This window comes from Ascidiimonas meishanensis (assembly GCF_037782385.1).
Lineage (GTDB): Bacteria > Bacteroidota > Bacteroidia > Flavobacteriales > Flavobacteriaceae > Ascidiimonas > Ascidiimonas meishanensis.
The window spans coordinates 143,092-166,957 of sequence record NZ_JBBEXD010000004.1; the positions used below are offsets into that span (position 1 = coordinate 143,092).

A 23,866-nucleotide genomic window follows, 5' to 3' on the forward strand; every position below is an offset into this window, starting at 1 on the left:
TTGAACTTCAAGCCCTTAAAAACTTTGTTAGCTAGCAAAAAAATCATAATTTTGCAAGCCGTTTTAGGCGGTTGATTTTAAATTTTATTAGACGTAATGGATATTACCAGAGAGCAAATTGATGATTTAAATGCAATTGTTACAGTTGCAATTTCAAAAGAAGATTACAGTGATAAGGTAAACGAAATCTTAAATGATTATCGTAAAAAAGCAAACATTCCTGGTTTCCGGAAAGGCCATGTTCCTATGGGGCTTGTAAAAAAGCAATATGGAAGAGCTGTTTTGGTAGATGAAGTTAACAAGTTATTGCAAGATTCTCTGAACAAGTATCTTACCGAAGAAAAATTGGATGTATTGGGAAATCCTTTGCCAAAACCAAAAGATGATTTTGATTGGGATTCAGAAAATTTCTCGTTTGAATTTGAATTAGGTCTAACCCCTATTTTTGAAGTAGATCTTAAAGGAAAAAAAGCTATTACGCACTACAAGATTACTGCCGATAAAAAAATGATCGATAGTCAAATTGAAAGCTTTCGTAAACAATATGGCAAACTAATATCAAAGGATACTGTAGAAGAAAATGATGAACTTACTGGTACATTTTCTAATACAGAAGCGGAAATAGATAATAAAACTACTTTTCCCCTCACTAAAGTAAAAGGTAAAAATAACCTTAAGCAACTGAAAGGCGCTAGCAAAGGTGATGTTATAATGTTACCAACCAAAGGTTTATTTGAAGATGATCAAGATCTTATTAAGTTTTTGGGAATTAATCATGATCAAGTTAATGATCTTGATGTTGAAGTAGCTTTTGAATTAGATGAGATCAACACAAGAGAACTTGCCGAAGTTAATCAGGAATTTTTGGATAAGCTTTTTGGCAAAGACGTAGTTGCTTCAGAAAAAGAAATGGCAGACAAGATAAAAGAAGATGCAGAGAAACAATTCCTACAGCAGTCTGACCAAAAATTATTAAATGATGTAACCGAATATTTGGTAGAAAACACCAAATTTGATCTTCCAGCTGCCTTCCTTAAAAAATGGATTCAAGCTACTGGCGAAAAGCCATTAAGTGAAGATGAAGCGAGCGAAGAATATGAAAAGTCTGAAAAAGGACTTCGTTACCAATTGATAGAAGGAAAGCTTATTCAAGAACAAAACCTTCAGGTTACCTTTGAAGAAATTAAAGATTTTGCCAGAAGTTTTATAAAAACACAAATGGCACAATTCGGACAATTAAATCCGTCTGATGAGGATGTAGAAGGCATTGTAGGAAGAGTCTTGTCTAACCAAGATGAGGTTAAGAGAATGTCTGAACAACTTATGAGTCAGAAACTTGTAACTTTTTACAAGGAAAATGCAAATCTCAAAGAGAAAAAAATCACCTATGAAGACTTCGTGAAGGAAGTTTATGGTGCCTAAATTGTAAAAATAATTTTACTTATATTTAAGCGTTAATAAATTAAATGTTAACGCTTTTTTTATAAAAATTAACCGTTTTAGAATATATGGATTACGGAAAAGAATTTGAAAAGTACGCAGTAGGTCATCATGGCATAAGCAGTACTTACTACAATAAAATAGTAAGCAGAGTTACCCCAGTAGGTTTAACTCCAAACATTATTGAAGAGCGCCAGTTAAATGCAGTTGCAATGGATGTTTTTTCAAGATTAATGATGGATAGAATTATTTTTCTGGGAACTGGTATAGATGATCAGGTTGCCAATATTGTACAAGCACAGTTACTTTTTTTAGAAAGTACAGATGCAACAAAAGACATTCAAATTTACATTAATTCTCCTGGAGGAAGTGTATATGCAGGTCTTGGGATTTATGATACAATGCAGTTTATAAAACCTGATGTTGCCACCATATGCACTGGAATGGCAGCTTCTATGGGGGCAGTACTTTTATGTGCCGGAGAAAAAGGTAAAAGAAGTGGTCTTACTCATTCTAGAGTAATGATACATCAGCCCTTAGGCGGAGCTCAAGGTCAAGCGAGTGATATTGAAATTACTGCACGTGAGATCCTTAAGCTAAAAGATGAATTATATCAAATTATAGCTAAACATTCTGAGCAGTCTTTTGAGAAAGTAAGTGAAGATAGCGACAGAGATTACTGGATGAAAGCAGAACAGGCTAAAGCCTATGGGATGATTGATGAAATTCTCGTAAGGGAATAAGTAGGCTTAAACAAAAAGAGAGTATTATGGCAAAAGAAGAACTAGAATGTTCATTTTGCGGTAGAAAAAAACCGGAAACTAACTTGCTTATCGCAGGACTAGATGCACATATTTGTGATAGATGTATTGAACAAGCGCATGGTATCGTAATAGAAGAATCAAGGCAGTCAAAAAATAGTGAATTATCTTCAGAGCTTATTCTTAAAAAACCAAAGGAGATTAAGGATTTTTTAGATCAGTTTATTATTGGGCAGGAAGCTACCAAAAAAGTGATGTCTGTTGCGGTATATAACCATTACAAAAGACTCCTACAACCAGGTGGAGATGATACTGAAATTCAAAAAAGTAACATCATTATGGCGGGTCAAACTGGTACTGGCAAAACACTGATCGCAAAAACAGTGGCGAAAATGCTGAATGTTCCACTTGCTATTGTAGATGCTACGGTTTTAACGGAAGCAGGATATGTAGGTGAAGATGTAGAAAGTATTCTAACCCGTCTTTTACAAGCTGCCGATTACAATTTGGAAAAAGCACAACGCGGAATTGTATTTATAGATGAAATAGATAAAATTGCACGAAAAAGCGATAATCCTTCTATAACCAGAGATGTTTCAGGAGAAGGTGTTCAGCAGGCATTATTAAAATTATTGGAAGGAACGGTTGTAAATGTTCCACCCAAAGGAGGTCGTAAACATCCCGATCAAAAATTTATCGAGGTTAATACAGAAAATATTCTATTTATCGCCGGGGGTGCTTTTGATGGTATTGAAAAGATTATCACTAGAAGAATTAATATGAAAGCGGTTGGTTATAGCGCCTCTATAAAAGAAGATACCGTAGATAAAGAAAATCTACTTCAATATATTATACCAAAAGATCTTAAAGACTTTGGCTTAATTCCTGAAATTATTGGCAGGCTTCCCGTGCTTACACACATGAATCCTCTAGATGCAAATACATTAAGAGCTATTCTTACAGAGCCTAAAAATGCAATCATAAAGCAATATACCAAACTATTTGAAATGGATGAGGTTGAATTCTCCATAGATAATGAAGCATTAAATTATATTGTTGAGAAAGCCATTGAATATAAACTGGGAGCTCGTGGTTTAAGGTCACTCTGCGAAGCAATCCTTACTGATGCTATGTTTGAGCTTCCAAGTTCTGAAGAAAAACAATTACATATTACAAGACCTTATGCAATTGAAAAACTTTCAAAAGCAACGTTCAAGAAACTAAAAGCTGTTTCATAAAAAAGCGGAATCAAAAGATTCCGCTTTTTTATGAATTCATTTTAATCAGCTCTTCCAAATAATCTCTTTTATTAGACAACCTTGGTATTTTATGCTGCCCGCCCAACTTATCTTTCATTTTTAACCAATCATGAAACAAAGAATTGCGGGCTACATGCAGGATGGGCTTTTTAAGCGCCATATTGTTATATCTTTTTGCTTCGTAGTCTGAGTTCAATGTTTTTAGAGCATTGTCTAACAATTCGGAAAAATAGTCTAAATCTTCAGGTTCCTTTCTAAATTCAATTAACCATTCATGTGCGCCCTTCTCTTTACCTTCCATAAAAACAGGTGCTGCCGTATAATCCACTATTTCACTTCCAGTTTTGGCACAGGCATTCTTTAGTGCCTCCTCCGCATTTTCTATTATTAACTCTTCCCCAAAAACATTTATATGGTGTTTAGTTCTTCCAGACACTTTAATGCGGTAAGGTCTAACCGATGTAAAACGTACGGTATCCCCAATTAAATACCTCCATAAACCCGCGTTGGTAGTAATTACCATTGCGTAATTTTTACCAACTTCCACTTCCCATATTGGAAGTACTTTCTCCAAAGGTGTACTATAAACGTCCATAGGAATAAACTCATAAAAAATACCATAATCAAGCATTAGTAATAATTCATCTGAATCATTACGATCCTGTATAGCAAAAAAACCCTCAGAAGCATTATAAATTTCGTAATATTTAAAACCTGAGCTTGGGAGCAATTTTTTATATTGATCTTTATAAGGATTAAAACTTACCCCACCATGAAAATAAACCTCCAGATTTTTCCAAACCTCAAATAAATGTTCTTTGCCCGTAGTTTCAAGCACCTTATTTAGCAACACAAGCATCCAGGAAGGAACACCTGCCATACTTGTAACATTTTCTTGGATCGTTTGCGCCACAATTGCTTCTAATTTTGACTCCCATTCGCTCATTAAAGAAACCTTATTACTTGGAGTACTACTCATTTCGGCCCAAAAAGGGAGGTTTTCAATAATAATAGCTGATAAATCCCCAAAAAAAGTATTATTATCTTGATAAACTTCAGAACTACCGCCTAAGCGTAAGTTTTTACCAGTTAACAAACGAGAACCCTCATTATTGTTGTAATACAAGCAAAGCATATCTTTCCCAGCCTTAATATGGCAATCCTCTAAAGCTTCCGTGCTTACCGGAATAAATTTGCTTTTAGCGTTGGTGGTGCCACTACTTTTAGCAAACCATTTAATAGGTGAAGGCCAAAAAATATTTTGCTCTCCTTTTCGTGTTCTTTCAATAAAGGGTTCTATCTGCTCATACCTATTAATAGGAATACGCTCTTTAAACGTATCATAATTTTTAACAGATATAAAATCGTATAACTTTCCAAATTCTGTGTTCTGAGCATTCGCTAGTAATTGACTGAGTAATTCTACCTGTACCTCTTCTGGATATTTCAAAAAAAGTTCTATTTGATGAATCCGCTTTTTAAGCAACCATGAAGCAATAGAATTGAATAAGGGAATTGGCATATTTGCATTATCTTTAGGCTCTAAAAATAACAAAACTTTTAGCATGTTTGAAGGAGTGTTAACAAAAATGAGTACGGAATACACAGAACCTATTGAATATTATCTGCTTCTTAAAGATGACTTTATAAATGTTAACCAATTACTAGATCATCGTATCAAATTATATTTTATAAAGTATGAGTGTTTAAACTGCCATTTAGACAAGCCCATTTATAGACAGGGATACTGCAAAAGTTGTTTTTTTGAAATTCCACAGGCAGCAGATTGGATTATGCGTCCAGAATTAAGCAAAGCCCATTTGAATGAAGAAGACAGAGATCTTGACTATGAGAAAAAGGTGCAGCTACAACCTCATATTGTGTATCTAGCCAATTCCAGTAACATAAAAGTTGGGGTCACCCGAAAAAATCAGGTTCCCACCCGTTGGATTGATCAAGGTGCGCATGAAGCTATTGAAATTGCAGAAGTTCCAAACAGATATCTTGCAGGAATTACAGAAGTTGCCTTAAAAGGGCATGTAGGCGATAAAACCAACTGGCGTAAAATGTTAAAAAATGATATTGTAGATGAAGACTTAACAGCTTATAGAGAGCAACTAAAGCAATACATTCCCGAAGAAGTGGCACCTTACTTTATTGAAACTAATAAAGAAACCGCACTTACATTTCCAGTATTGCAATATCCAGAAAAACCTAATAGCCTGAATTTACAAAAAACTCCTTCTTACGAAGGGGTCCTTAAAGGCATAAAAGGACAATATCTAATCTTTGAAGACAACACTGTTTTTAACGTTCGTGGTAGTGAAGGCTATTATATTGGCATTGATGTTTTGTCTTAAGCGATACGCATAAACTTTTAATTCTAGAATGATGTCTTCATTTTCCAACTTTGATTTTTCAAAATAATCATCAAAATTTCTACCAAAGTTATAAGTTAGGCTGAGTATTAAATTAGTAGTTCTGTTATTAATTTTGATAAATTGATCAAAAAACACTTCCTTTTGCTCTATAGATATTAATAGTCCCCAAATGTGGTTCGCCTACATTTATTGTGACATATTTATTTGATTATCAACCTAATAGTTGAAATCTATAAAAAAACTACTTAAAATTTAATCAAAAAACGCTACCTTAAAAAGATAGCGTTTTTAATAAAAGTAGATAAGTTCTGAGATATTTATACCTCTTCTTCACTTCTTAGCCTTTGGATGTAAGAAGCCTTTTGTATTTGTTTTCTGCGTTTTACAGATTTTTTTGTGAAATGTTGATTTTCTCTAAGATTCTGTAAAACTTTAGTATCCCTATATTTACGCTTTAATCTTTTAAGAGCTCTATCTATTTTTTCTCCTTCTTTAACGTTAATGATCAGCATATAAATTATTTCTGTTTATGTTATTTCTAAAAATGGAAAGCAAAGATATTAATTTAATTTAGCCTAAGTAAGTTTTAAGTACTTTATTTCTTGAACTTACTCTAAGTCTTCTAATTGCTTTTTCTCTAATTTGCCTTACACGCTCTCTGGTAAGATCAAATGTATGTCCAATTTCTTCTAAACTCATAGGTTGGTGATCACCAATACCAAAATACAATCTTACTACATCACCTTCTCTAGCGGTAAGGGTATCTAAAGCTCTATTAATTTCCATGTTAAGGGAATCGTTCAATAATTCTCTATCAGGTGTTGGAGACTCTCCAGACTTGATTACATCTAGTAAACTTGATGTTTCTCCTTCTTTCAATGGAGCATCCATAGATAAATGTCTACCTGAATTCTTAAGCGATTGCTTTACTTCTGAGATAGTCATATCTAATTCTCTTGCAATTTCTTCTGCAGAAGGCGGTCTTTGATGCGCCTGTTCAAGGTGAGAAATAGCCTTTTTAATCTTATTTATAGATCCTATTTTATTCAATGGTAGTCTAACAATACGAGACTGCTCTGCCAATGCTTGCAAAATTGCCTGCCTAATCCACCATACCGCATAGGAAATAAATTTAAATCCACGTGTCTCATCAAATCTCTTGGCTGCTTTCACCAATCCTACATTTCCTTCATTGATTAGATCAGGTAGGGAAAGTCCTTGATTTTGATATTGTTTTGCCACAGATACTACAAAACGTAAATTTGCAGTTGTTAATTTTTCGAGGGCAATTTGGTCACCTTTCTTTATTCTTTGTGCCAGTTCTACTTCCTCGTCTGCCGTTATCAGGCTTACTTTGCTAATGTCTTGAAGGTATTTGTCTAGGGATTTGGATTCGCGGTTGGTTACCTGCTTGGTAATTTTAAGTTGCCTCATTAAAAGTATTTACGGTTTATATTTACACAATAGTAACCCCATTATAACCTTTTTTTCGAGACTACCAAAAAAGTAACAAAACTTTCACATTTTAATTCTTAGAGAATCAATAATTTAAAAAATTGAATCAAACTAATTACTACTAAAACAATCCCTATAAACTTATTTACATACTTTGTTGCTACAGAAAGTCTAGTCTTTATTAGCATACTAATACTACTATAAAAAAATAAAGAGCCCACTTTTCCTAAGTAAACTCCTATCAAGAATAACGCTAATAATACCAATGAATTTATCATTGCCAAATGTATATCATATTGACTAAGAAACCCTGTGATAAACACCCAATATACTAATACTGGCGGGTTTAGTAGTCCTAAAAGAAACCCATTTAAATATCTGCCATTTTCATTTCCAACAGTTGTATTTGATACAGTAGATTGTTTTTTTAGCAGCAGTAAACACCCCACAGCTAACAATGCAAAACCTACTAAAAACTGAATCCAAATATGGTTTTCAATAAATTTGACTACCATCATACCAAAATTAAGTGTAATTACTGCTAATATAATTTCAGCAACACCGGCACCATAAGCTATTCTCATAGCTTTATTGGTATTTTGTTTGATAGTAGTATTAATTACAGATAGGTTAACGGTTCCTAGCGGTAAGGCTCCTATAAATGTAACCACAAATCCAATGATAAAATAAAATAGAAGTGTCATACCTTTTTGGTCGTTCTATTTGTATATGCATTACATTAATTAGTAACCGAGTCTTTTTTCTTGTTCTTTTTACCAAATAAGCCTTTAATTAAAGTCCCAGCAGTATCTTTTACAGGATCCTTTTTGGTAACAGAATCGTTGGGTATGGTATCTTTCTCAGACCCCAAAAAATCGCCAAGTGCATCTTTAACAGCATCTTTCCCTTTATTTACTAATTGATTTTTTTGTTTTGCGGCTAACTCTTTGGTTAAATTAGTCACTGCTTGTTTTAAATCGGTATTTACTTTAGGATCAGAAAAACTTCCTTTAATGCTTGCGGCTACAGGAACTTTTAATGTCTCTGTGTCTTCATTCTTTAAACTAGCAATTAAAGAAGCAGCTTCTTTTCCAAGGTATTTTGCAGGCACGTCAAATGTAATTCCATAATCCATTGAAGCATCAAAACCATGACCTCCCTCTACTGTTATTCCTATATCTTGATAATTGAATTTAAATGGTTTCACTTTTACCTTCCCGTTTTCAAACACAAGAGAAGTTTTCAGGCTATCTAGGTTTAAATTAGAAAAGTCAATAAAATTTAATTGGTTAGTAACTAACGATAGTACTTTAGAGTTTTCAGGGTTAATCTTTGTCGATAAAAATTCAGCAAGTGTGTTACCGCTAACCGATGCTAAATTAGGTGTGAAATCGTCATTTAAGTTTCCCGAAAGTGACAAAGCAGCATTTAGTTTTCCTTGCATCGCATTTGCTATTGGCGCCAGTGCTTTAAACAATTCCAATTCTTTGAATGAGCTGGCTATATTGAATGCATCAATATTTAAATTCATATCAAATAAAGGGGTTTCTGTTTTTGTTGAAACGCTTCCATTAAGTGCTAAACGCCCATCAAATAGTGAGGATTTTAAATTTACTAAAGTTGCCTTTTCATCAGCTATCAATAAAGTTCCATCCACATCTTTCAAAGTAATATTATCATAAAACACAGTACCTGCTTTTGCATTTATTGTGCAATCAAGAAAAGATGGTATTTTGATTTTTGTGGGTATTTCATTTTGTTTAGTCTGTTGCTTTTCACGAGAATTAGTTTTCTCCTCAACTTCTTTAACCATAAAATCATTTACCGCAAAAACATTGGATGACATATTAAATTGCCCTTTGACATCTTCATTATTAAACAAATATCCTAGCAAATTGGTCATACTACCATTTGCCTGAATATCTGTCTGACCTGTCTTCGCATTCAACGAATTTAGGGTCACCTTTTTCGGGTTAAAAGTTAAAGCAGCTTTATCTATTTTGAATGGCTTTGCCAGTTCTTCAGACTCGTAATTAAATCCACTAAGTACCAGTGTACCTGTATTATGTGTTTTTTCATAGCTTCCATTTTCTACTGTTCTCATATCAAAAGCCGTAGTAACATTTGCGTCTAAAACACCTGAAAGCGGTGTGTTGGTTGTAAGAGGATATGCATTACTCAAATTCTTTAAGTTAAGTCTCCCGTCAATATGAGCATTGATATATGGATTTTCTATAAGATTACTGAATTTGGCATTTGCGTTAAACACATCCTCATCAATTCTAAAAGACAATTGTTGTATCTCTATATAGGTGTCTTTTACCAAACCGGTTTTATTTACTACAAAGGTTTTAATGCTAATATTTTCAACCGCTTTAGGTAGGTTAGGGTATTGAAACATAGCATCATCTGATTGCAAGGAAATGTTGAGTTTTGGAATATGTGTCTCATCTACTACACCTTCAATAAGCCCCTTAATCTCAAAATTACCGGAGGTACGCACATTTTCAATATTTTTGACATACACTTCTGGTAGTACGGCAAGAAAATTTTTAAAGTCTGATGAGGGAGTTTCAAATGATATTTTTACCTCCTGATTGTCTTCATTGATTTTTACAAAACCATCAAAAACTAAGGGTAATTGATTTATCACACCCTCATTTTTTAAAAGGCTATAAGTACTCTCTTTGAGGTCTATCCCTAGAAGTGCTTCAAGTTTTACTGGATTTTTATTGAGGTAATTAACGCTATCCATAGAAAAGGAAATCAACGCATCGGTTTTGGTGCTTAACTTAGAATTCTCCAAAGAAAGATCTCCCTTTCCTGAATGATTAATTTCATTTACTTCAAGAGCTATTCCAGTACTCTCATCCAAATAATGCATATTTGAGTTTGTAATCTCGTAGCTATCTACTGAAAATTCGAAATTAGCCTTAGGTGCATTTTCAGATAAATTGGCACTATTTTTCTCTTTTGTAATATCATAATTGGCTTGTGCTTCTTTATTAATCAGAATATTTAAATGAGCCTTATCTACCTTAAAATTTTTGATGCTAACGGTTTCCGATGCATCTTTAAATAATTCTCCAATTCCTATTTTTAGTACAATTTCATCTGCACTGAATAAAGTATCATTTGCAAATGGTTTACTTGTAATAACAGTTGTACCATTTAACACAACAGTTGCACTAGGAAATCCTCTGAAAATACTCAAATCTGCTTCTTTAAAATCTACTGTTGCATTTAGACTATTATTGAGATTTTGTTTTATGAGTTCTACAATTTTACCTTTAAAAACAAATGGAAATGCCACTAGTATCCCGATAAAAAGGAATATCACAAATGCTGATATCTTCAGCACTTTTTTATATTTTTTCATAATCATTGCTTTTTGAAATAAGTTTACAGAAATTACCTCTAACTTCTTAACTCTTACAGTAAAAATATTAATCCAGTTGTATTTCCTGATTCACACTCAATTTGAAACGTTTCCGCATGAGGTAAACAAATAAGTATAGAAAAGGTGTGTCTATAGCCGCAATAAAGACCTTAAAAAGAAAACCGCTAATTAGAAGGCCAGAGAACATAGACCATGGCAAAACCTTAAATACGCATAGCAACCCAACCACTGTAAAGGTATCTACTAATTGCGAACTAAACGTAGAAAAGTTATTTCTAAGCCAAAGATACTTACCTTTGGTGAGCTTCTTCCAAAAGTGATAAATGGTAATATCAATGTATTGTGCAAATAAGTAGGCCAGCATAGATGCTAATACTGCTATTGGTGACAATGCAAATACGCTGGAAAACGTTTCATTGTCTACTGGAGAATTGGGTAATGCCGGAACTATGTCTGCCATTAAAACAATACCCATGGAAAAAAAGGAAGCAAAAATACCCGCTGTCACAATTTGATTGGCTTTTTTTCTTCCATAGATTTCTGAAATAAGATCGGTAATTAAAAAGGTTATTGGATATGGCAGAATCCCTACAGATACTTCAAAAAGTTTAGCTCCAAAAATTTCAAAGTCTCCAAAAGGATACCAATAAAAGAATTTTTGAAAAATAAGATTAGAAACCACCAATGAAGTGATAAACAAAGCTCCTAAATACAAATAAATTTTATAGGCTAGTTTTTGGTCTTTACCAGACATTCGTTAGCGTATTTTGAATTCAAATGGCATTCTAGCTTGTATACCTTTTTGCTGTGATAATTCTTTGATTCTTTGTAATAATTCGTATGCCTCCGCTCCTATCTCTTCTTTTATCATCGCTTTTCTGCTTTTCACCCCAGGAAGTAAACTAAATTGTTCAAAGATCTCCTCTAGGTCTGTCTTATATTCAGGAAAGGAAACCATACTATATACTTCTATCTCTGCTATTTCTGCTGCAGCTGCGATAGCTTCATCTAATCCGCCTAACTCATCTACCAATCCTATTTCCTTTGCTTCTATTCCGCTCCATACCCTTCCTTGAGCAATACTATCAACCTGAGCTACTGTAAGACCTCTATTGTCTGCTACACGCTTTAAAAAGGTTGCATAAATCTCTTCTATACCTTCTTCTATTTCATGGTATACTTCCTCAGATAAAGGTTCAAAGACAGAGTATCCTGATGCTTGTTTATTGGTGCCTACCTGCTCTGCGTTAATCCCAATACGCCCTGCTAATTCTTGCATATTTGGCAATAATCCAAAAACGCCAATAGAACCTGTAATAGTGGTAGGCTCTGCAAATATTTTTTGCCCTCCCATAGCAATATAATACCCTCCAGAAGCTGCAAGGTCACCCATGGAAACCACTACTGGTTTTACTGCGCGGGTAATTTCAACCTCTCTCCAGATAATCTCAGAAGCCAATGCACTCCCACCGGGGGAATCAACACGTAAAACAACTGCCTTTATAGATTCATCTTCTCTGGCCTCTTTTAAGGCTTTCATCATTATACCCTGTCCAATACTTGTATCTGTCCCTTCGCCATAAATAATTTCGCCTTGTGCAAAAACAACTGCAATTTTTGGTTTTTCAGATGTTACTTTCTTCTTTTTATGGGCATACTCCGCATAGCGCTCCATTTTAATATATTTAAAATCATCAATAGAATCTACTCCTGCCGCAGCTGCAATTCGTTCCCGATATTGGTCATCATAAATAACTCCATCTATTAACTTATTCTCAAGTGCTTTTTCTATGTTGTTTCCTCCTAATTCATCTGCAACTGAGTTTAATTGTGCTACGGAGAGTTTTCTGCTTTCACCAATATCTTTTAGCATTTGATCCCAAATTGAATGCAATAAATCTGAAATTTGCAAGCGATTTGCGTCGCTCATTTCATTTTCCAAATAAGGCTCAACAGCACTTTTAAATTTGCCATGGCGAACCACTTCCATTTTTAAACCTGATTTTTCCTGAAAATCTTTATAAAATAGCAATTCTGCAGCAAGCCCTCTAAAATTAATATTTCCCACAGGATTTAAATAAACAGAGTCTGCAACCGAAGCCAAGTAATAATCTTTCTGAGGATAAAAATCAGCGTATGCATAAACAAATTTACCAGATTCTTTAAAATCTTTTAAGGCATCTCGTATGGCTTTCAACTGTCCCATTCCGGCAATTATCATACCCGTATGTATACTTATTCCATCTATTTTATCATCACTTTTAGCCGTCTTGATAGCATTGACAATATGGTTAAGCCCGTTATAATTAACATAACTATAATCAAATTCTTTAAAGGAATAAGTTCCACCAAAATCTTGAATTGGCTCATCAAAACGCAATTCAATTACAGAATGTTTTTTTACAGGCACCTTAGTTTTTCCACCAGAGCTAGCAATTGCAATAAAAAATAAAAAAAATAAAAAAATAATCATCATAGCCAGAAATACGCCTATGATTGTAGAAAGTACATTTCTTAAAAAATTCATAATAAAAATTTATCAACAATAACATTCAAAGATAATTGTTTGTAAAATTGTTTTAGTTACTTTGTTCCGCTAATTATGAAAAATTTAAGAAGGGCGTACATATCTCTGGGGAGCAATCAGGGGGATAAATGGCATTATTTACGCGAAGCTGCATTCCTTATTGATAAGGATGCAGGTTTAGTGAAAACTACTTCGGCGGTATATGAATCAACTGCCTGGGGTTTTGAAGGCGACGATTTTTTAAATGCCTGTATCGGCATAGACACCATGTATTCACCAGAAATCCTTCTTAGAATATTATTTAAAATAGAGCGTCAATTGGGTCGTATAAGAGATCACTCCAAGGAATATAGGTCTCGCACTATTGATATTGATCTTTTATTTTATGATAATCATATTCAGGAATCAGCTAGTCTTGTGTTACCTCATCCACATATTGAAAAAAGGCGCTTCGTGTTGGCTCCTTTAGCCGACATAGCTCCAGGGAAGGTACATCCACTTTTAAAAAAATCAATTACTCAATTACTTAATGAATGCAAGGATGAAAGTCTTTTAAAAAAAACAGATTATAAGTTTTACTTACATAAAAATGACTTCTCCAGGCTTAATTTTATGGCAATTGAAGGGAATATTGGAGCTGGTAAAACTACGCTGGCTAAAAAGATTGCTGAAGATTTTAGCGGAAAACTTATTTTAGAACGGTTTGCAGACAATCCGTTTCTACCAAAGTTCTATGAAGATAAGAACAGATATGCCTTTCCTTTGGAAATGTCTTTTTTAGCAGATAGATACCAACAATTTACAGACGACACCTCACAACCAGATTTATTTACTGATTTTATGGTTAGTGATTATGATGTTTACAAATCCTTAATTTTTGCAAACGTAACCTTGCAGGAGGAAGAATTTCGCCTTTATCGTAAATTGTTTCATTTGATGTACAAAGATGTGGTAAAGCCAGACCTATATGTATATCTCTATCAAAATACAGGAAGACTGCTAGAAAACATTAAGAAAAGAGGTCGCGATTATGAGCAAAGTATTCCGCCAGATTATCTAGACCGGATTAATCATGGTTATTTTGAATATATGAAAACGCAAGATGACCTCAGAATTTTAGTAATTGATATTTCCGATAAGGATTTTGTTAAAAATAGCGGTGATTACGAGGAAATAATAGACACTATTCACACTTTCATCAATTAACCTTATCCTTTAAAAGTCAAAATACTTCACCTTTTTCCTTTTGGCTTTTTGGGAATTCCATAAAATTAAACTTACCGTAAAAACAAAACCCTTAATAATAGCAGGGTCTTATAGTGGGTGAGCTAAAAATAAGATGGTTAACTTAAAATGGTGTTGAAATTCAAAGTTTTATTTTACCGAGACTATATTGAACGGAAGGTACTTAATTTTGAAAATATATCCCAAATTGCTACACCTGCACTTACTGAGATATTTAGAGAGTGTTTCGTGCCAAATTGTGGGATTTCTATAACCGTATCCGCAGAAGAAACAACTTCCTGGCTTACGCCTTTCACTTCATTACCCAATACCAATGCATACCGTTTTCCAGCCATAGGTTGGTAATTTTGTAACTCTGTAGCGCCAATCGCTTGTTCTAGTGCGAGAATAATTACACCTTCTACTTTTAGACTCTCAACTAATAACTTCGTGTCTTTTGCATACCCCCATGCTACACTATCTGTAGCACCCAATGCTGTTTTGTGAATGTCTTTATGTGGAGGTGTGGCCGTAATGCCACAAAGCCAGATTTTTTCAATAAGAAAAGCATCGGCTGTTCTAAATACAGATCCTATATTATTAAGACTTCTTATATTATCTAAAACGATAATTATTGGGGTTTTGGCGGCTTCTTTAAATGCCTCAGGACTTAGTCTATTTAATTCACTATTTTTTATTTTCCTCATGGATAATGGTAATAAGCAGATGATTATTATAGTAAAAGGCCTGTTTTTATTAAGATTTACTAACAGCTTCTTTTTGATCGATCAAAAAAAAGTAAATTCGCAAGATATACGTTTTTACAAAAATAACTTAATACCAAATATCATTGGCTGCCAAAAGTAAGAAAGAAACACCATTAATGAAGCAATACAACCAGATCAAACATAAGTATCCGGATGCTTTATTGCTTTTTAGAGTGGGCGATTTCTATGAAACCTTTGGTGAAGATGCCGTAAAAGCAGCTGGAATTCTTGGAATTGTTCTCACACATCGTAACAATGGTGGTGACCGTACAGAGTTAGCTGGTTTCCCTCATCATTCTTTAAATACCTATTTGCCAAAATTAGTTCGTGCGGGAGAACGTGTTGCTATCTGCGATCAATTGGAAGATCCAAAACTGACTAAAAAAATTGTAAAACGAGGAGTCACAGAATTAGTTACCCCAGGAGTTGCCTTAAATGATGATATTTTACACGCAAAAAACAACAACTTTTTATGTGCAGTTCATTTTGGCAAAAGAGAACTGGGAATTGCTTTCTTAGATATTTCCACTGGAGAGTTCCTTACTGCTCAAGGTTCTACAGAATATATTGATAAACTTTTACAAAACTTTAATCCTAGTGAAGTTTTGGTTCCAAAAAACTGTAAAAAGCAATTTACAGAAACCTTTCATAAAGATTATCATACTTTTTTTCTGGATGATTGGGTCTTTAAAGAAGATTACGCTTTAGAAACGTTAACTGGGCATTTTCAAACAAATACGCTAAAAGGCTTTGGAGTAGATCATCTTCAGGAAGGCATTATTGCAGCTGGTGCTGCTTTGTATTATTTATCCGAAACCCGCCATACAAGACTAAGCCATATTGCTTCTATCTCTCGGATTACCGAAGAAGATTATGTTTGGATGGATCGTTTCACCATTCGTAATCTTGAATTGTATCAAAGTACGGCAGCAAATGCGGTAACCTTAATTGATGTAATAGACAAGACCATCTCGCCTATGGGAGGCCGTTTACTAAAACGTTGGTTAGCATTGCCTCTTAAAAACCTAGCCCGAATTAATGAGCGGCACGAAGTGGTTGATTATTTTTTAAAAGACACCGCATTATTTGAAAAGATTCAGCACCAAATCAAACAAATAGGCGATATTGAACGATTAATTAGTAAAGTAGCTACTGAAAAAATCAATCCTAGAGAGGTTATTCAATTGAAAAACTCTTTAGAAGCCATTATTCCTATTAAAGCCATGGCAGGAGCTCAGAAAAACAACTCTCTAAAAGCCATTGCAGACAAATTAAATTCATGTGAATTACTTCGCAACAGAATTAAAGAAATGTTATATGAAGAGGCGCCTGTAAATATCTCTAAAGGAAATACTATTGCTTCTGGATATTCTGAAGAATTGGATGAATTGAGAGCGTTGTCTTCCTCTGGAAAGTCTTATCTGGATGCCATGTTGCAACGGGAAACCAAAGCAACAGGCATTAGCTCACTTAAAATTGCATTTAATAATGTATTTGGCTATTACATTGAGGTAAGAAATACCCATAAAGATAAAGTACCGGAATCCTGGACGCGGAAACAAACATTAGTAAACGCAGAAAGGTACATCACAGAAGAACTCAAAGAGTATGAAGCCAAAATCTTAGGTGCCGAAGAAAAAATTGCGCTACTAGAACAAAGATACTATGCAGAATTGGTAAACTGGATGGGAGCGTATATCATTCCGGTTCAACTAAATGCTGCTTTAATTGCTCAATTAGACTGCTTGTGTGGTTTTACCCAATTAGCCAAAGAATATCAATATACCAGACCAGAAATAAATGATTCTTTTGAACTTCACATTAAAGGCGGCAGACATCCCGTAATAGAAAAGCAATTACCTCTAGGTGAGTCTTATATTGCCAATGATGTGCTTTTACAACCAGATACGCAACAGATTATTATGATTACGGGGCCTAACATGAGTGGGAAGTCGGCCATCTTAAGACAAACAGCCCTCATAGTGTTATTGGCTCAAATGGGAAGCTTTGTTCCCGCTGAAGCAGCTTCTATTGGATTAGTAGACAAGATTTTCACGCGTGTTGGCGCTAGTGACAATATTTCCATGGGAGAATCTACGTTTATGGTAGAAATGAATGAAACTGCCTCCATTCTGAATAATATTTCGAAACGTAGTCTGGTACTTTTAGATGAGATTGGCAGGGGAACCAGCACGTATGATGGCATCTCTATTGCCTGGGCAATATCAGAGTATTTGCATGAGCATCCCTCCCATCCTAAAACCCTATTTGCTACCCATTATCACGAGCTTAATGAAATGACGGAAACCTTTACACGCATTAAAAATTTCAATGTGGCCGTAAAAGAACTTAAAGATAATGTCTTGTTTTTGCGTAAGCTGGTTCCTGGTGGCAGTGAACATAGCTTTGGTATTCATGTCGCCCGAATGGCAGGAATGCCTCAACAAGTGCTAAACAGAGCGAATAAAATTCTTAAAAAACTTGAAAAATCACATTCAGGAGAAGAACTTACCAATACCCTTACATCTTCTAAAGATGATTTGCAACTAAGCTTTTTCAACCTTGACGACCCTTTGTTAGAAGAGATTAAAGATGAAATTCTACATATAGATATAGATACGTTAACACCGGTTGAAGCCCTTATGAAACTCAACGAAATCAAGCGTATGCTCGTACGTCAAAAGTAAGCCCTGCTGTAAATGAGAAGGTTACTTATTTTTTATTGGTTTTTATTAAAAAAGCCTTTGCTATTTATAGAAAAATATTAAATTTGCATCCGCAATAATCATATTGCACGTTCTTTAAAAACTTGTTTAGAAAATAGCTTCCCGAAGTATCGTCCCGAAGTATCGGGAGTAGGCGCAAAAATTAACATCAAGTTAATTATACGTTTGGAAGCGGTTTTCAGAATGCGAAAATAGCTCAGTTGGTAGAGCGCAACCTTGCCAAGGTTGAGGTCGCGGGTTCGAATCCCGTTTTTCGCTCATAAATTACTGATCTTTGTATCAGTTTTTTATATCAGTTCAGGCTCGAGTGGTGGCCCCGAAGTATCGGGAGGTAGACACAAAAGAGTAAAAATGCTCGAGTGGTGGAATTGGTAGACACGCTGGACTTAAAATCCAGTGGACAGTAATGTCCGTGCGGGTTCAAGTCCCGCCTCGAGTACGTAGTACGAGAAAGCCTTTGCGAAAGCAAGGGCTTTTTTTATGGAGTGAAACGAAATAAAAATGGCGGGACCCAGTGTTTACTCCCGACACCTCGGGGCCCGCCTCGAGTACGTAGTACGAGAAAGCCTTTGCGAAAGCAAGGGCTTTTTTTATGGAGTGAAACGAAATAAAAATGGCGGGACCCAGTGTTTACTCCCGACACCTCGGGGCCCGCCTCGAGTACGTAGTACGAGAAAGCCTTTGCGAAAGCAAGGGCTTTTTTTATGGAGTGAAACGAAATAAAAATGGCGGGACCCAGTGTTTACTCCCGACACCTCGGGGCCCGCCTCGAGTACGTAGTACGAGAAAGCCTTTGCGAAAGCAAGGGCTTTTTTTATGGAGTGAAACGAAATAAAAATGGCGGGACCCAGTGTTTACTACCGATACTTCGGTACCCGCCTCGAGTATGAAAAGACCGAATTTTACACCTTAAATCTTTTATTTCAGGTACAACATAGGTACAATAAAATGGATTAAAGCAAAAATTGTAGGATTTAATATTTAGACCTAAACACAAAAAGTTATGGATTAATCGTACTAAAACTAGCAACCCATAATACCCTATGAATTTGCTCGTCTAGCGATAGTAACAATAGTAATTAAATTACCATTAATTATGGTTAAGTTGTTTATGAACTCAAATCCCATTTTATAATTCCTCGTTTTTATCGCTTCTTTCTCTTTACATTTTCTTTCTATTATTTCCTTTAGATAATAATTTACCTACATGATAGCTAAAAATATTCATAATATGGTTGTCCTATTCTAATTAGTTGTAACTATTATTATATCTTTCTTAATGTATAAAAATCCAAACAAAGAAATCGCTAAGTATTAAAGCAGCAGCATCTAACCATTTTCTCGTTATGAAACCACCGTATATAATATTATTTATTTTTTCGGCTCTACTTTTACGGAAAAACCACCATCTACTTTCAATAAACCGTTCATCTTTTTGACTTACGGATTGCCATAACTTAAACTGAAAATTCTTGTTATTTTTAAAGTTAGATAAATCAAACAGGATGGATGCCCCCACAGCTTATATTTAAAACATTAATATCTAAACATCACTTTTATGAAATCTATGATCAAGAAATCCTTTTTAACCCTCTGCATGAGCATTTTTCTTTTAACCACAGGCTGTCAATCAGATACTACTGATTTAACCAATAATGACCCACAAGTAACCACACAATCCATCGATGATCAAATTAACAAGGCCATTGCATCCCTTGATAAAAGCAATGTGGTTTTAATCAACCTTACGGGAGTGAGTGTTAATACAGTGATAAAAGACGGTTTTGAATACGGCTTTACTATGGCAGCACCTGGCGATATTGTATGCCGTGGGAGCGGGCTTTCTTTTGCAAAATATGTACGTAATTCGCTTGACGGGGGTATAATGCTGCTTCTTTATGTAGCAGATAATGGCGATTATGTTGCTGCCGAAGCTTAATATTTTTAATTCTAAAATTGATCACTTCTATGCATGTGATAAAATAGGAAACCTTAATTTTTTAGTATCAAACAAACTCCATTTATCATCAAGGATAAAAAGGGTATCACCTTCCTGCTCTAAAACGGTCTCATTAAATGAGGTGGTGTCTTTAGGCATAAAGCCTAAAACAACCTCTTTTATTTCCTTAGTTAATAAATAAGAAATTAGATTATCCATAGGGACATTTTTTTCGCAAAAAATATCGTTTATATGCAAAATATCACTACTGAATTCTGCTATAACAATAGCGTCTAACTTTTTAATATAATACACACTTTTATTCATAAACAATGTGCAATAAAAAAGAATGAGTGACGCATTATCTTTCATTGAAACCTCAGAAAAATGGTATGAGTGATTGACTTTATTAACAAGAAAATCTTTATTTTTTTTATCCAACATATTCAGGTTTATAAAATCAGGGTTAAAGTGTTTTAAGTTTACTTTTTTGGAATATTTGTACTCTTTTGCAGTCTTAAAGCCAAATTTTGGATAAAAATCAAGTACCGTATCATTGGCAAATAGATATATTAAATCGCATTTGCCTCGCCATTCTTCTAACACTTTCTCCATAAGAATTCTGTTTAAGCCTTGGTTTCTATACTCCATATCGGTCATAACGGTACCAATTTGTAGGTATGTCCTTTTTTTTCCGCTCACTAAAAAATCAATAATGCTTACAGATATATTAGAAACAATGTTATTTCCATCAGCTAATGAATAAGGGATATAATTATCGCTCCAATATCCATTTTGATACCAGTCATCAAAGTCAAATCCATAGGTTTTTCTTGTCAAACTATTAAAACTGTTCCTAAGGTTATCGTCATTCTTATAATTGACGATGCACCTATACAGTTTACCATTGATTTTTACATTTTCCATTATCAACAATCCCTTTTTGTAAAACTACTCAACTGCTCCATAAATGTCAACATTCTTCTTGCCCCCAAAGTGCGTTTTTTGTCAACGTTTTCAATATCCTTATATTAAAACTATTTTATTGTAAAAGACATCTGACTCTAATAAGTAATCAAATGTTCTGCGATCATCCGCTTATTTGTAACAAAACTAAAATAACGTAGTCCAAGCGTTATTTTTATTTTCAATGCTTTTAATTTTTGCTTCCCGACGCTTCCCTTAGGTTTGTACTTTATAAAAGTACGATGACCATGAAAATAATCATTTCTATCATAGCATTTTATTTGTTTTTTTGGTGGTGCTAAAAACAAAATTCTCTCCAGACAATAACTTTGCCTTGCATATAAATGTCCAAAAATTTCTTGTATTCTTTTCTTCACATTGCATCTCTGGGAGATAATACGAAGGAACACCTGGGTATGCATGATGTTTCTCATGCATGTTAAAATTAAAAAGCACCCAATTTTCAAAGACGCTGCCAACCCGTATACTCCTGCTATACTTTACTTGATAAGCATGTTTTAATGGCTTTACATCTTTACCATTAGAAACCGGAATATCTATATGAGAGTGTTGACTTAATATGATTAAATCAGACATCATGAGCCCTATCAAAAAGGCAGGTAATACATAGCTCACATAAAAATCTGTAAACAAAATAATCAACAGCGTCCATATAAGGATAATAATCAGCAAATTAAATAAAACCCTTTTACGGTTTGTTTTTGGAGCAAAAGTTTTAATCTTTCTTAGGTTCCAATAATTATCAATTCGATACCCTATGGTAAAAAGAGGAAGAAATAAAAACCAGCTAATATTCACCACTGATTTTAGTACAAATCCATGTTTTGGATTTACCGTACCCACAGTTGTGGGGTCTTTATCTCGCCAGCCTGTCCATTTATGATGTAGATTATGCATATCTACCCAACTTATAAATGGAATGAAACTAATAAAACCAAATAAGTGCCCAAATAGTTTATTTATCTTTTTACTTTTAAATAACGAATAATGCCCAGTTTCATGCAGTAAAATAAAAGCTTGAAAAAAACCAACCCCTAGCATAATTTGACCAATCCACCAATTAAAATAAAGGCTCAAAACAAATCCTGAAGCAGTAAAAAGAAGCCATACCATTATATAAACAATGGCTTTCTTATTATTTTGGGAATGCTTATTCTTTAGTGAGCTCATTTCTTTTTTCATATTCTTTTAAAAAAATTTCTCTAACAGCATTTTTATTTTCTTCTAAATCTTCCAATTTCCAAGATAGTGTACTCACTTCTTTTAGCAAATAAACTTCTATTTTTCCCGATTTAAAATCAAAGCCTTCTAAAGAGTTGGTTTCCTTTGGAATGTGCAAGTATACTGGTTGAATGGGTAGGTGACAATTGGTAGCCAAATGATATACTCCATTGTTAAATGGTGCAATACCGTGCTGGAATAAATGAACCCCTTCTGATGAAACAAAAATGGAATGCTTTCCTTTACGTAATTCTGCTTCCATTCGTTTAAAAAATTTCAATCTTCTTTTTGCATCAGACTTTACAGGGATATAACAAACCCCAATAGCCATTGCTGAAATAGTTAGTGGTAAATATTTCCAAGTATTTTCAGATAAAAAAAATCTGGAGTTAGGAACCGCCATAGCGGTGACAATTAAGATATCTAAATAAGAGTTATGATTAAACGTATACATTAACTGCTTGGCAGGATATTCTTTTACATCTGGTAATTGAAAGCGAACCCCAATAAGTCTCAGTATAAATTTTGAGGTGGGAGCCACAAGGTACTTCCTACCAAAGTTAGTGCTCCTGCCAAAGGTTATCCATTTTAGCAGTAAGGCTATTGAACCGGTAATAAACATCAGCGTAAGCCCTATAACAATTCTGTATACTCCAACTAAAATTTTTTGCATACTACAGTTTGCATTGATAAATTGAGAGATTTATAAAACCATAAGACCGGCGTGAGTAATAATTGACCTAAAAAATAGGGAAAAATAGTATTATTCAAATTCAGACCTTTTCCAAAGAGTTTAAAATACGTTCCTGTAAATAGGTAAAAATAATCTGGGAAAGCTCCATAAGGCAGATACGCTTCTATTTCAAATCCGTTTTGTTGTAGCAAACGAATAAGTGATTTTTTGTCGTACATAGCTGTATGCTGCGGCGCTTGAACTCCAGGCCATTTATTCTTGAATAGCTTAAAAGTAAATGAATCCAACCTAGGTACTTCAATAATAAGTCTTCCATCTTTTTCAAGTACTTTATGCGCTTTTTGTAATGACAGATTTGGATCGTAACAATGTTCCAAAAAATGCCACATCGTGATGAGATCAAAAGAATTCCCTTTAAAATCCTGATCATAGAACAGTCCTTCATGAAAATCTATTTTTTCAAAATCAGGGAAATCAAATCCCCCTTTAAAATCAACACCAGAGATAGCGCACCCATATTCTTTATGAATATGCAATAAAAAGGTGCCTACAGCACATCCTACGTCTAAGGTGTTGGTTTTTGAACTAAGAGGAACAAACTTTTTAACTATTTTACTTTTATCCCTATCATGCTTATTCATAGCCCATTCATACAACGGTGTTAATAAACCCCAATCCTTTTTCTTTCTATGGGCTATATATTCACCATCATAATACTCTTTGATTCCATCAATACCAATTCTTGGATTCTGGTATACCAGACTACAATCTTGACATTTAACATATAGAAATTCCCCTTCTTTTCCTGTTAAATCTTCTTCACCAATTAGAAACTCATCATATTTATGACTGCCACAAACATAACATCTTACTTGTTCAAATCTTAAATGAGCAGGATTATTGAGTTTTTTTATTTTCTCTAAGGAATTATAAGGCATTTATTGTGAATCTAAAATGTAATTCTATATAGACTATTTTCTCTACGGAATTAAACCAGTAAGCAACTAAAAGTACACAAATATTTTATTTCTGGGTTATGTTTTGATTTATAATAGATTTAAAAAAGTCTTTGAAGATTCTTATGG

Annotated in this window: 19 protein-coding genes and 2 tRNA genes; 9 read left to right on the plus strand and 12 right to left on the minus strand. The window is 34.2% G+C overall.

The features are described 5' to 3' along the window. Window positions 1-96: 96 nt before the first annotated feature. The 3 genes from tig (at window position 97) to clpX (ending at window position 3,439) form a co-directional block, all read left to right on the plus strand. A complete protein-coding gene (gene tig / locus WBG07_RS08305; RefSeq protein WP_340200281.1) occupies window positions 97-1,422 on the plus strand; it encodes a trigger factor in 1,326 nt (441 codons plus the stop codon). A gap of 86 nt (window positions 1,423-1,508) precedes the next feature. Continuing rightward, the gene (gene clpP, locus WBG07_RS08310; RefSeq protein ID WP_340200283.1) at window positions 1,509-2,183 is read left to right on the plus strand and encodes an ATP-dependent Clp endopeptidase proteolytic subunit ClpP; all 675 of its coding nucleotides are present in this window, start codon (window positions 1,509-1,511) and stop codon (window positions 2,181-2,183) included. A 26-nt stretch (window positions 2,184-2,209) separates the two neighbouring features. Next, window positions 2,210-3,439, plus strand: coding sequence for an ATP-dependent Clp protease ATP-binding subunit ClpX (gene clpX, locus WBG07_RS08315; protein ID WP_340200285.1), 1,230 nt, complete (start codon window positions 2,210-2,212; stop codon window positions 3,437-3,439). Window positions 3,440-3,467: 28 nt separating this feature from the next. Here the strand turns inward: clpX and WBG07_RS08320 are convergent, their stop codons facing one another. Continuing rightward, entirely contained in the window at window positions 3,468-4,982 is a 1,515-nt protein-coding gene (locus WBG07_RS08320) for a GH3 auxin-responsive promoter family protein (RefSeq protein WP_340200962.1), read from the minus strand. A gap of 43 nt (window positions 4,983-5,025) precedes the next feature. On the opposite strand from WBG07_RS08320, the gene WBG07_RS08325 reads away from it, so the two are divergent. Beyond that, window positions 5,026-5,820, plus strand: coding sequence for a DUF2797 domain-containing protein (locus tag WBG07_RS08325; protein WP_340200287.1), 795 nt, complete (start codon window positions 5,026-5,028; stop codon window positions 5,818-5,820). A gap of 338 nt (window positions 5,821-6,158) precedes the next feature. On the opposite strand, the gene rpsU is transcribed toward WBG07_RS08325, so the two are convergent. The 6 genes from rpsU to sppA form a co-directional block, all read right to left on the minus strand. Next, window positions 6,159-6,353, minus strand: coding sequence for a 30S ribosomal protein S21 (gene rpsU, locus WBG07_RS08330; protein ID WP_340200289.1), 195 nt, complete (start codon window positions 6,351-6,353; stop codon window positions 6,159-6,161). Between the two features lie 58 nt (window positions 6,354-6,411). After that, on the minus strand, window positions 6,412-7,275 hold the full coding sequence (locus tag WBG07_RS08335) for a sigma-70 family RNA polymerase sigma factor (RefSeq protein WP_340200291.1): 864 nt from the start codon (window positions 7,273-7,275) through the stop codon (window positions 6,412-6,414). Window positions 7,276-7,373: 98 nt separating this feature from the next. After that, window positions 7,374-8,000: a LysE family transporter gene (locus WBG07_RS08340; RefSeq protein WP_340200293.1), complete on the minus strand. Its 627-nt coding sequence runs from the start codon at window positions 7,998-8,000 to the stop codon at window positions 7,374-7,376. A gap of 35 nt (window positions 8,001-8,035) precedes the next feature. Next, window positions 8,036-10,675, minus strand: a complete 2,640-nt coding sequence (locus WBG07_RS08345; protein WP_340200294.1) for an AsmA-like C-terminal region-containing protein — start codon at window positions 10,673-10,675, stop codon at window positions 8,036-8,038. 67 nt (window positions 10,676-10,742) lie between these two features. Beyond that, window positions 10,743-11,450, minus strand: coding sequence for a queuosine precursor transporter (locus WBG07_RS08350; RefSeq protein WP_340200295.1), 708 nt, complete (start codon window positions 11,448-11,450; stop codon window positions 10,743-10,745). A gap of 3 nt (window positions 11,451-11,453) precedes the next feature. Then, window positions 11,454-13,223, minus strand: a complete 1,770-nt coding sequence (gene sppA, locus WBG07_RS08355; protein ID WP_340200296.1) for a signal peptide peptidase SppA — start codon at window positions 13,221-13,223, stop codon at window positions 11,454-11,456. Window positions 13,224-13,298: 75 nt separating this feature from the next. On the opposite strand from sppA, the gene folK reads away from it, so the two are divergent. Continuing rightward, complete coding sequence (gene folK / locus WBG07_RS08360; protein WP_340200297.1) at window positions 13,299-14,429, plus strand: 2-amino-4-hydroxy-6-hydroxymethyldihydropteridine diphosphokinase; 1,131 nt, start codon at window positions 13,299-13,301, stop codon at window positions 14,427-14,429. A 182-nt stretch (window positions 14,430-14,611) separates the two neighbouring features. On the opposite strand, the gene WBG07_RS08365 is transcribed toward folK, so the two are convergent. Next, complete coding sequence (locus WBG07_RS08365) at window positions 14,612-15,154, minus strand: RNA methyltransferase (RefSeq protein WP_340200298.1); 543 nt, start codon at window positions 15,152-15,154, stop codon at window positions 14,612-14,614. A gap of 143 nt (window positions 15,155-15,297) precedes the next feature. Between WBG07_RS08365 and mutS the strand changes: the two genes are divergently transcribed. From mutS to WBG07_RS08385, 4 genes are all read left to right on the plus strand, one after another. Further along, a complete protein-coding gene (gene mutS / locus WBG07_RS08370; protein WP_340200300.1) occupies window positions 15,298-17,901 on the plus strand; it encodes a DNA mismatch repair protein MutS in 2,604 nt (867 codons plus the stop codon). A gap of 224 nt (window positions 17,902-18,125) precedes the next feature. Further along, a tRNA-Gly gene (locus WBG07_RS08375) sits at window positions 18,126-18,198 on the plus strand. A gap of 95 nt (window positions 18,199-18,293) precedes the next feature. Then, a tRNA-Leu gene (locus WBG07_RS08380) sits at window positions 18,294-18,379 on the plus strand. A 1,158-nt stretch (window positions 18,380-19,537) separates the two neighbouring features. After that, window positions 19,538-19,879 (plus strand): hypothetical protein, encoded by a 342-nt coding sequence (locus WBG07_RS08385; RefSeq protein WP_340200301.1) that lies wholly within the window; start codon window positions 19,538-19,540, stop codon window positions 19,877-19,879. Between the two features lie 27 nt (window positions 19,880-19,906). On the opposite strand, the gene WBG07_RS08390 is transcribed toward WBG07_RS08385, so the two are convergent. From WBG07_RS08390 to WBG07_RS08405, 4 genes are all read right to left on the minus strand, one after another. Next, window positions 19,907-20,806, minus strand: a complete 900-nt coding sequence (locus tag WBG07_RS08390; protein WP_340200302.1) for a GNAT family N-acetyltransferase — start codon at window positions 20,804-20,806, stop codon at window positions 19,907-19,909. Between the two features lie 306 nt (window positions 20,807-21,112). Beyond that, window positions 21,113-22,048, minus strand: a complete 936-nt coding sequence (locus WBG07_RS08395; protein ID WP_340200303.1) for a fatty acid desaturase family protein — start codon at window positions 22,046-22,048, stop codon at window positions 21,113-21,115. Next, window positions 22,017-22,760: a lysophospholipid acyltransferase family protein gene (locus WBG07_RS08400; protein WP_340200305.1), complete on the minus strand. Its 744-nt coding sequence runs from the start codon at window positions 22,758-22,760 to the stop codon at window positions 22,017-22,019. The genes WBG07_RS08395 and WBG07_RS08400 overlap by 32 nt, the downstream gene beginning before the upstream one ends. Continuing rightward, a complete protein-coding gene (locus WBG07_RS08405) occupies window positions 22,745-23,719 on the minus strand; it encodes a class I SAM-dependent methyltransferase (protein WP_340200307.1) in 975 nt (324 codons plus the stop codon). The genes WBG07_RS08400 and WBG07_RS08405 overlap by 16 nt, the downstream gene beginning before the upstream one ends. Between the last annotated feature and the right edge of the window lie 147 nt (window positions 23,720-23,866).

Bases quoted from the DNA above. Each gene is read 5' to 3' on its own strand.
- tig (WP_340200281.1), top strand. From the start codon at position 97: ATGGATATTACCAGAGAGCAAATTGATGATTTAAATGCAATTGTTACA.
- clpP (WP_340200283.1), top strand. From the start codon at position 1,509: ATGGATTACGGAAAAGAATTTGAAAAGTACGCAGTAGGTCATCATGGC.
- clpX (WP_340200285.1), top strand. From the start codon at position 2,210: ATGGCAAAAGAAGAACTAGAATGTTCATTTTGCGGTAGAAAAAAACCG.
- WBG07_RS08320 (WP_340200962.1), bottom strand. From the start codon at position 4,982: ATGCCAATTCCCTTATTCAATTCTATTGCTTCATGGTTGCTTAAAAAG.
- WBG07_RS08325 (WP_340200287.1), top strand. From the start codon at position 5,026: ATGTTTGAAGGAGTGTTAACAAAAATGAGTACGGAATACACAGAACCT.
- rpsU (WP_340200289.1), bottom strand. From the start codon at position 6,353: ATGCTGATCATTAACGTTAAAGAAGGAGAAAAAATAGATAGAGCTCTT.
- WBG07_RS08335 (WP_340200291.1), bottom strand. From the start codon at position 7,275: ATGAGGCAACTTAAAATTACCAAGCAGGTAACCAACCGCGAATCCAAA.
- WBG07_RS08340 (WP_340200293.1), bottom strand. From the start codon at position 8,000: ATGACACTTCTATTTTATTTTATCATTGGATTTGTGGTTACATTTATA.
- WBG07_RS08345 (WP_340200294.1), bottom strand. From the start codon at position 10,675: ATGAAAAAATATAAAAAAGTGCTGAAGATATCAGCATTTGTGATATTC.
- WBG07_RS08350 (WP_340200295.1), bottom strand. From the start codon at position 11,450: ATGTCTGGTAAAGACCAAAAACTAGCCTATAAAATTTATTTGTATTTA.
- sppA (WP_340200296.1), bottom strand. From the start codon at position 13,223: ATGAATTTTTTAAGAAATGTACTTTCTACAATCATAGGCGTATTTCTG.
- folK (WP_340200297.1), top strand. From the start codon at position 13,299: ATGAAAAATTTAAGAAGGGCGTACATATCTCTGGGGAGCAATCAGGGG.
- WBG07_RS08365 (WP_340200298.1), bottom strand. From the start codon at position 15,154: ATGAGGAAAATAAAAAATAGTGAATTAAATAGACTAAGTCCTGAGGCA.
- WBG07_RS08385 (WP_340200301.1), top strand. From the start codon at position 19,538: ATGAGCATTTTTCTTTTAACCACAGGCTGTCAATCAGATACTACTGAT.
- WBG07_RS08390 (WP_340200302.1), bottom strand. From the start codon at position 20,806: ATGGAAAATGTAAAAATCAATGGTAAACTGTATAGGTGCATCGTCAAT.
- WBG07_RS08395 (WP_340200303.1), bottom strand. From the start codon at position 22,048: ATGAAAAAAGAAATGAGCTCACTAAAGAATAAGCATTCCCAAAATAAT.
- WBG07_RS08400 (WP_340200305.1), bottom strand. From the start codon at position 22,760: ATGCAAAAAATTTTAGTTGGAGTATACAGAATTGTTATAGGGCTTACG.
- WBG07_RS08405 (WP_340200307.1), bottom strand. From the start codon at position 23,719: ATGCCTTATAATTCCTTAGAGAAAATAAAAAAACTCAATAATCCTGCT.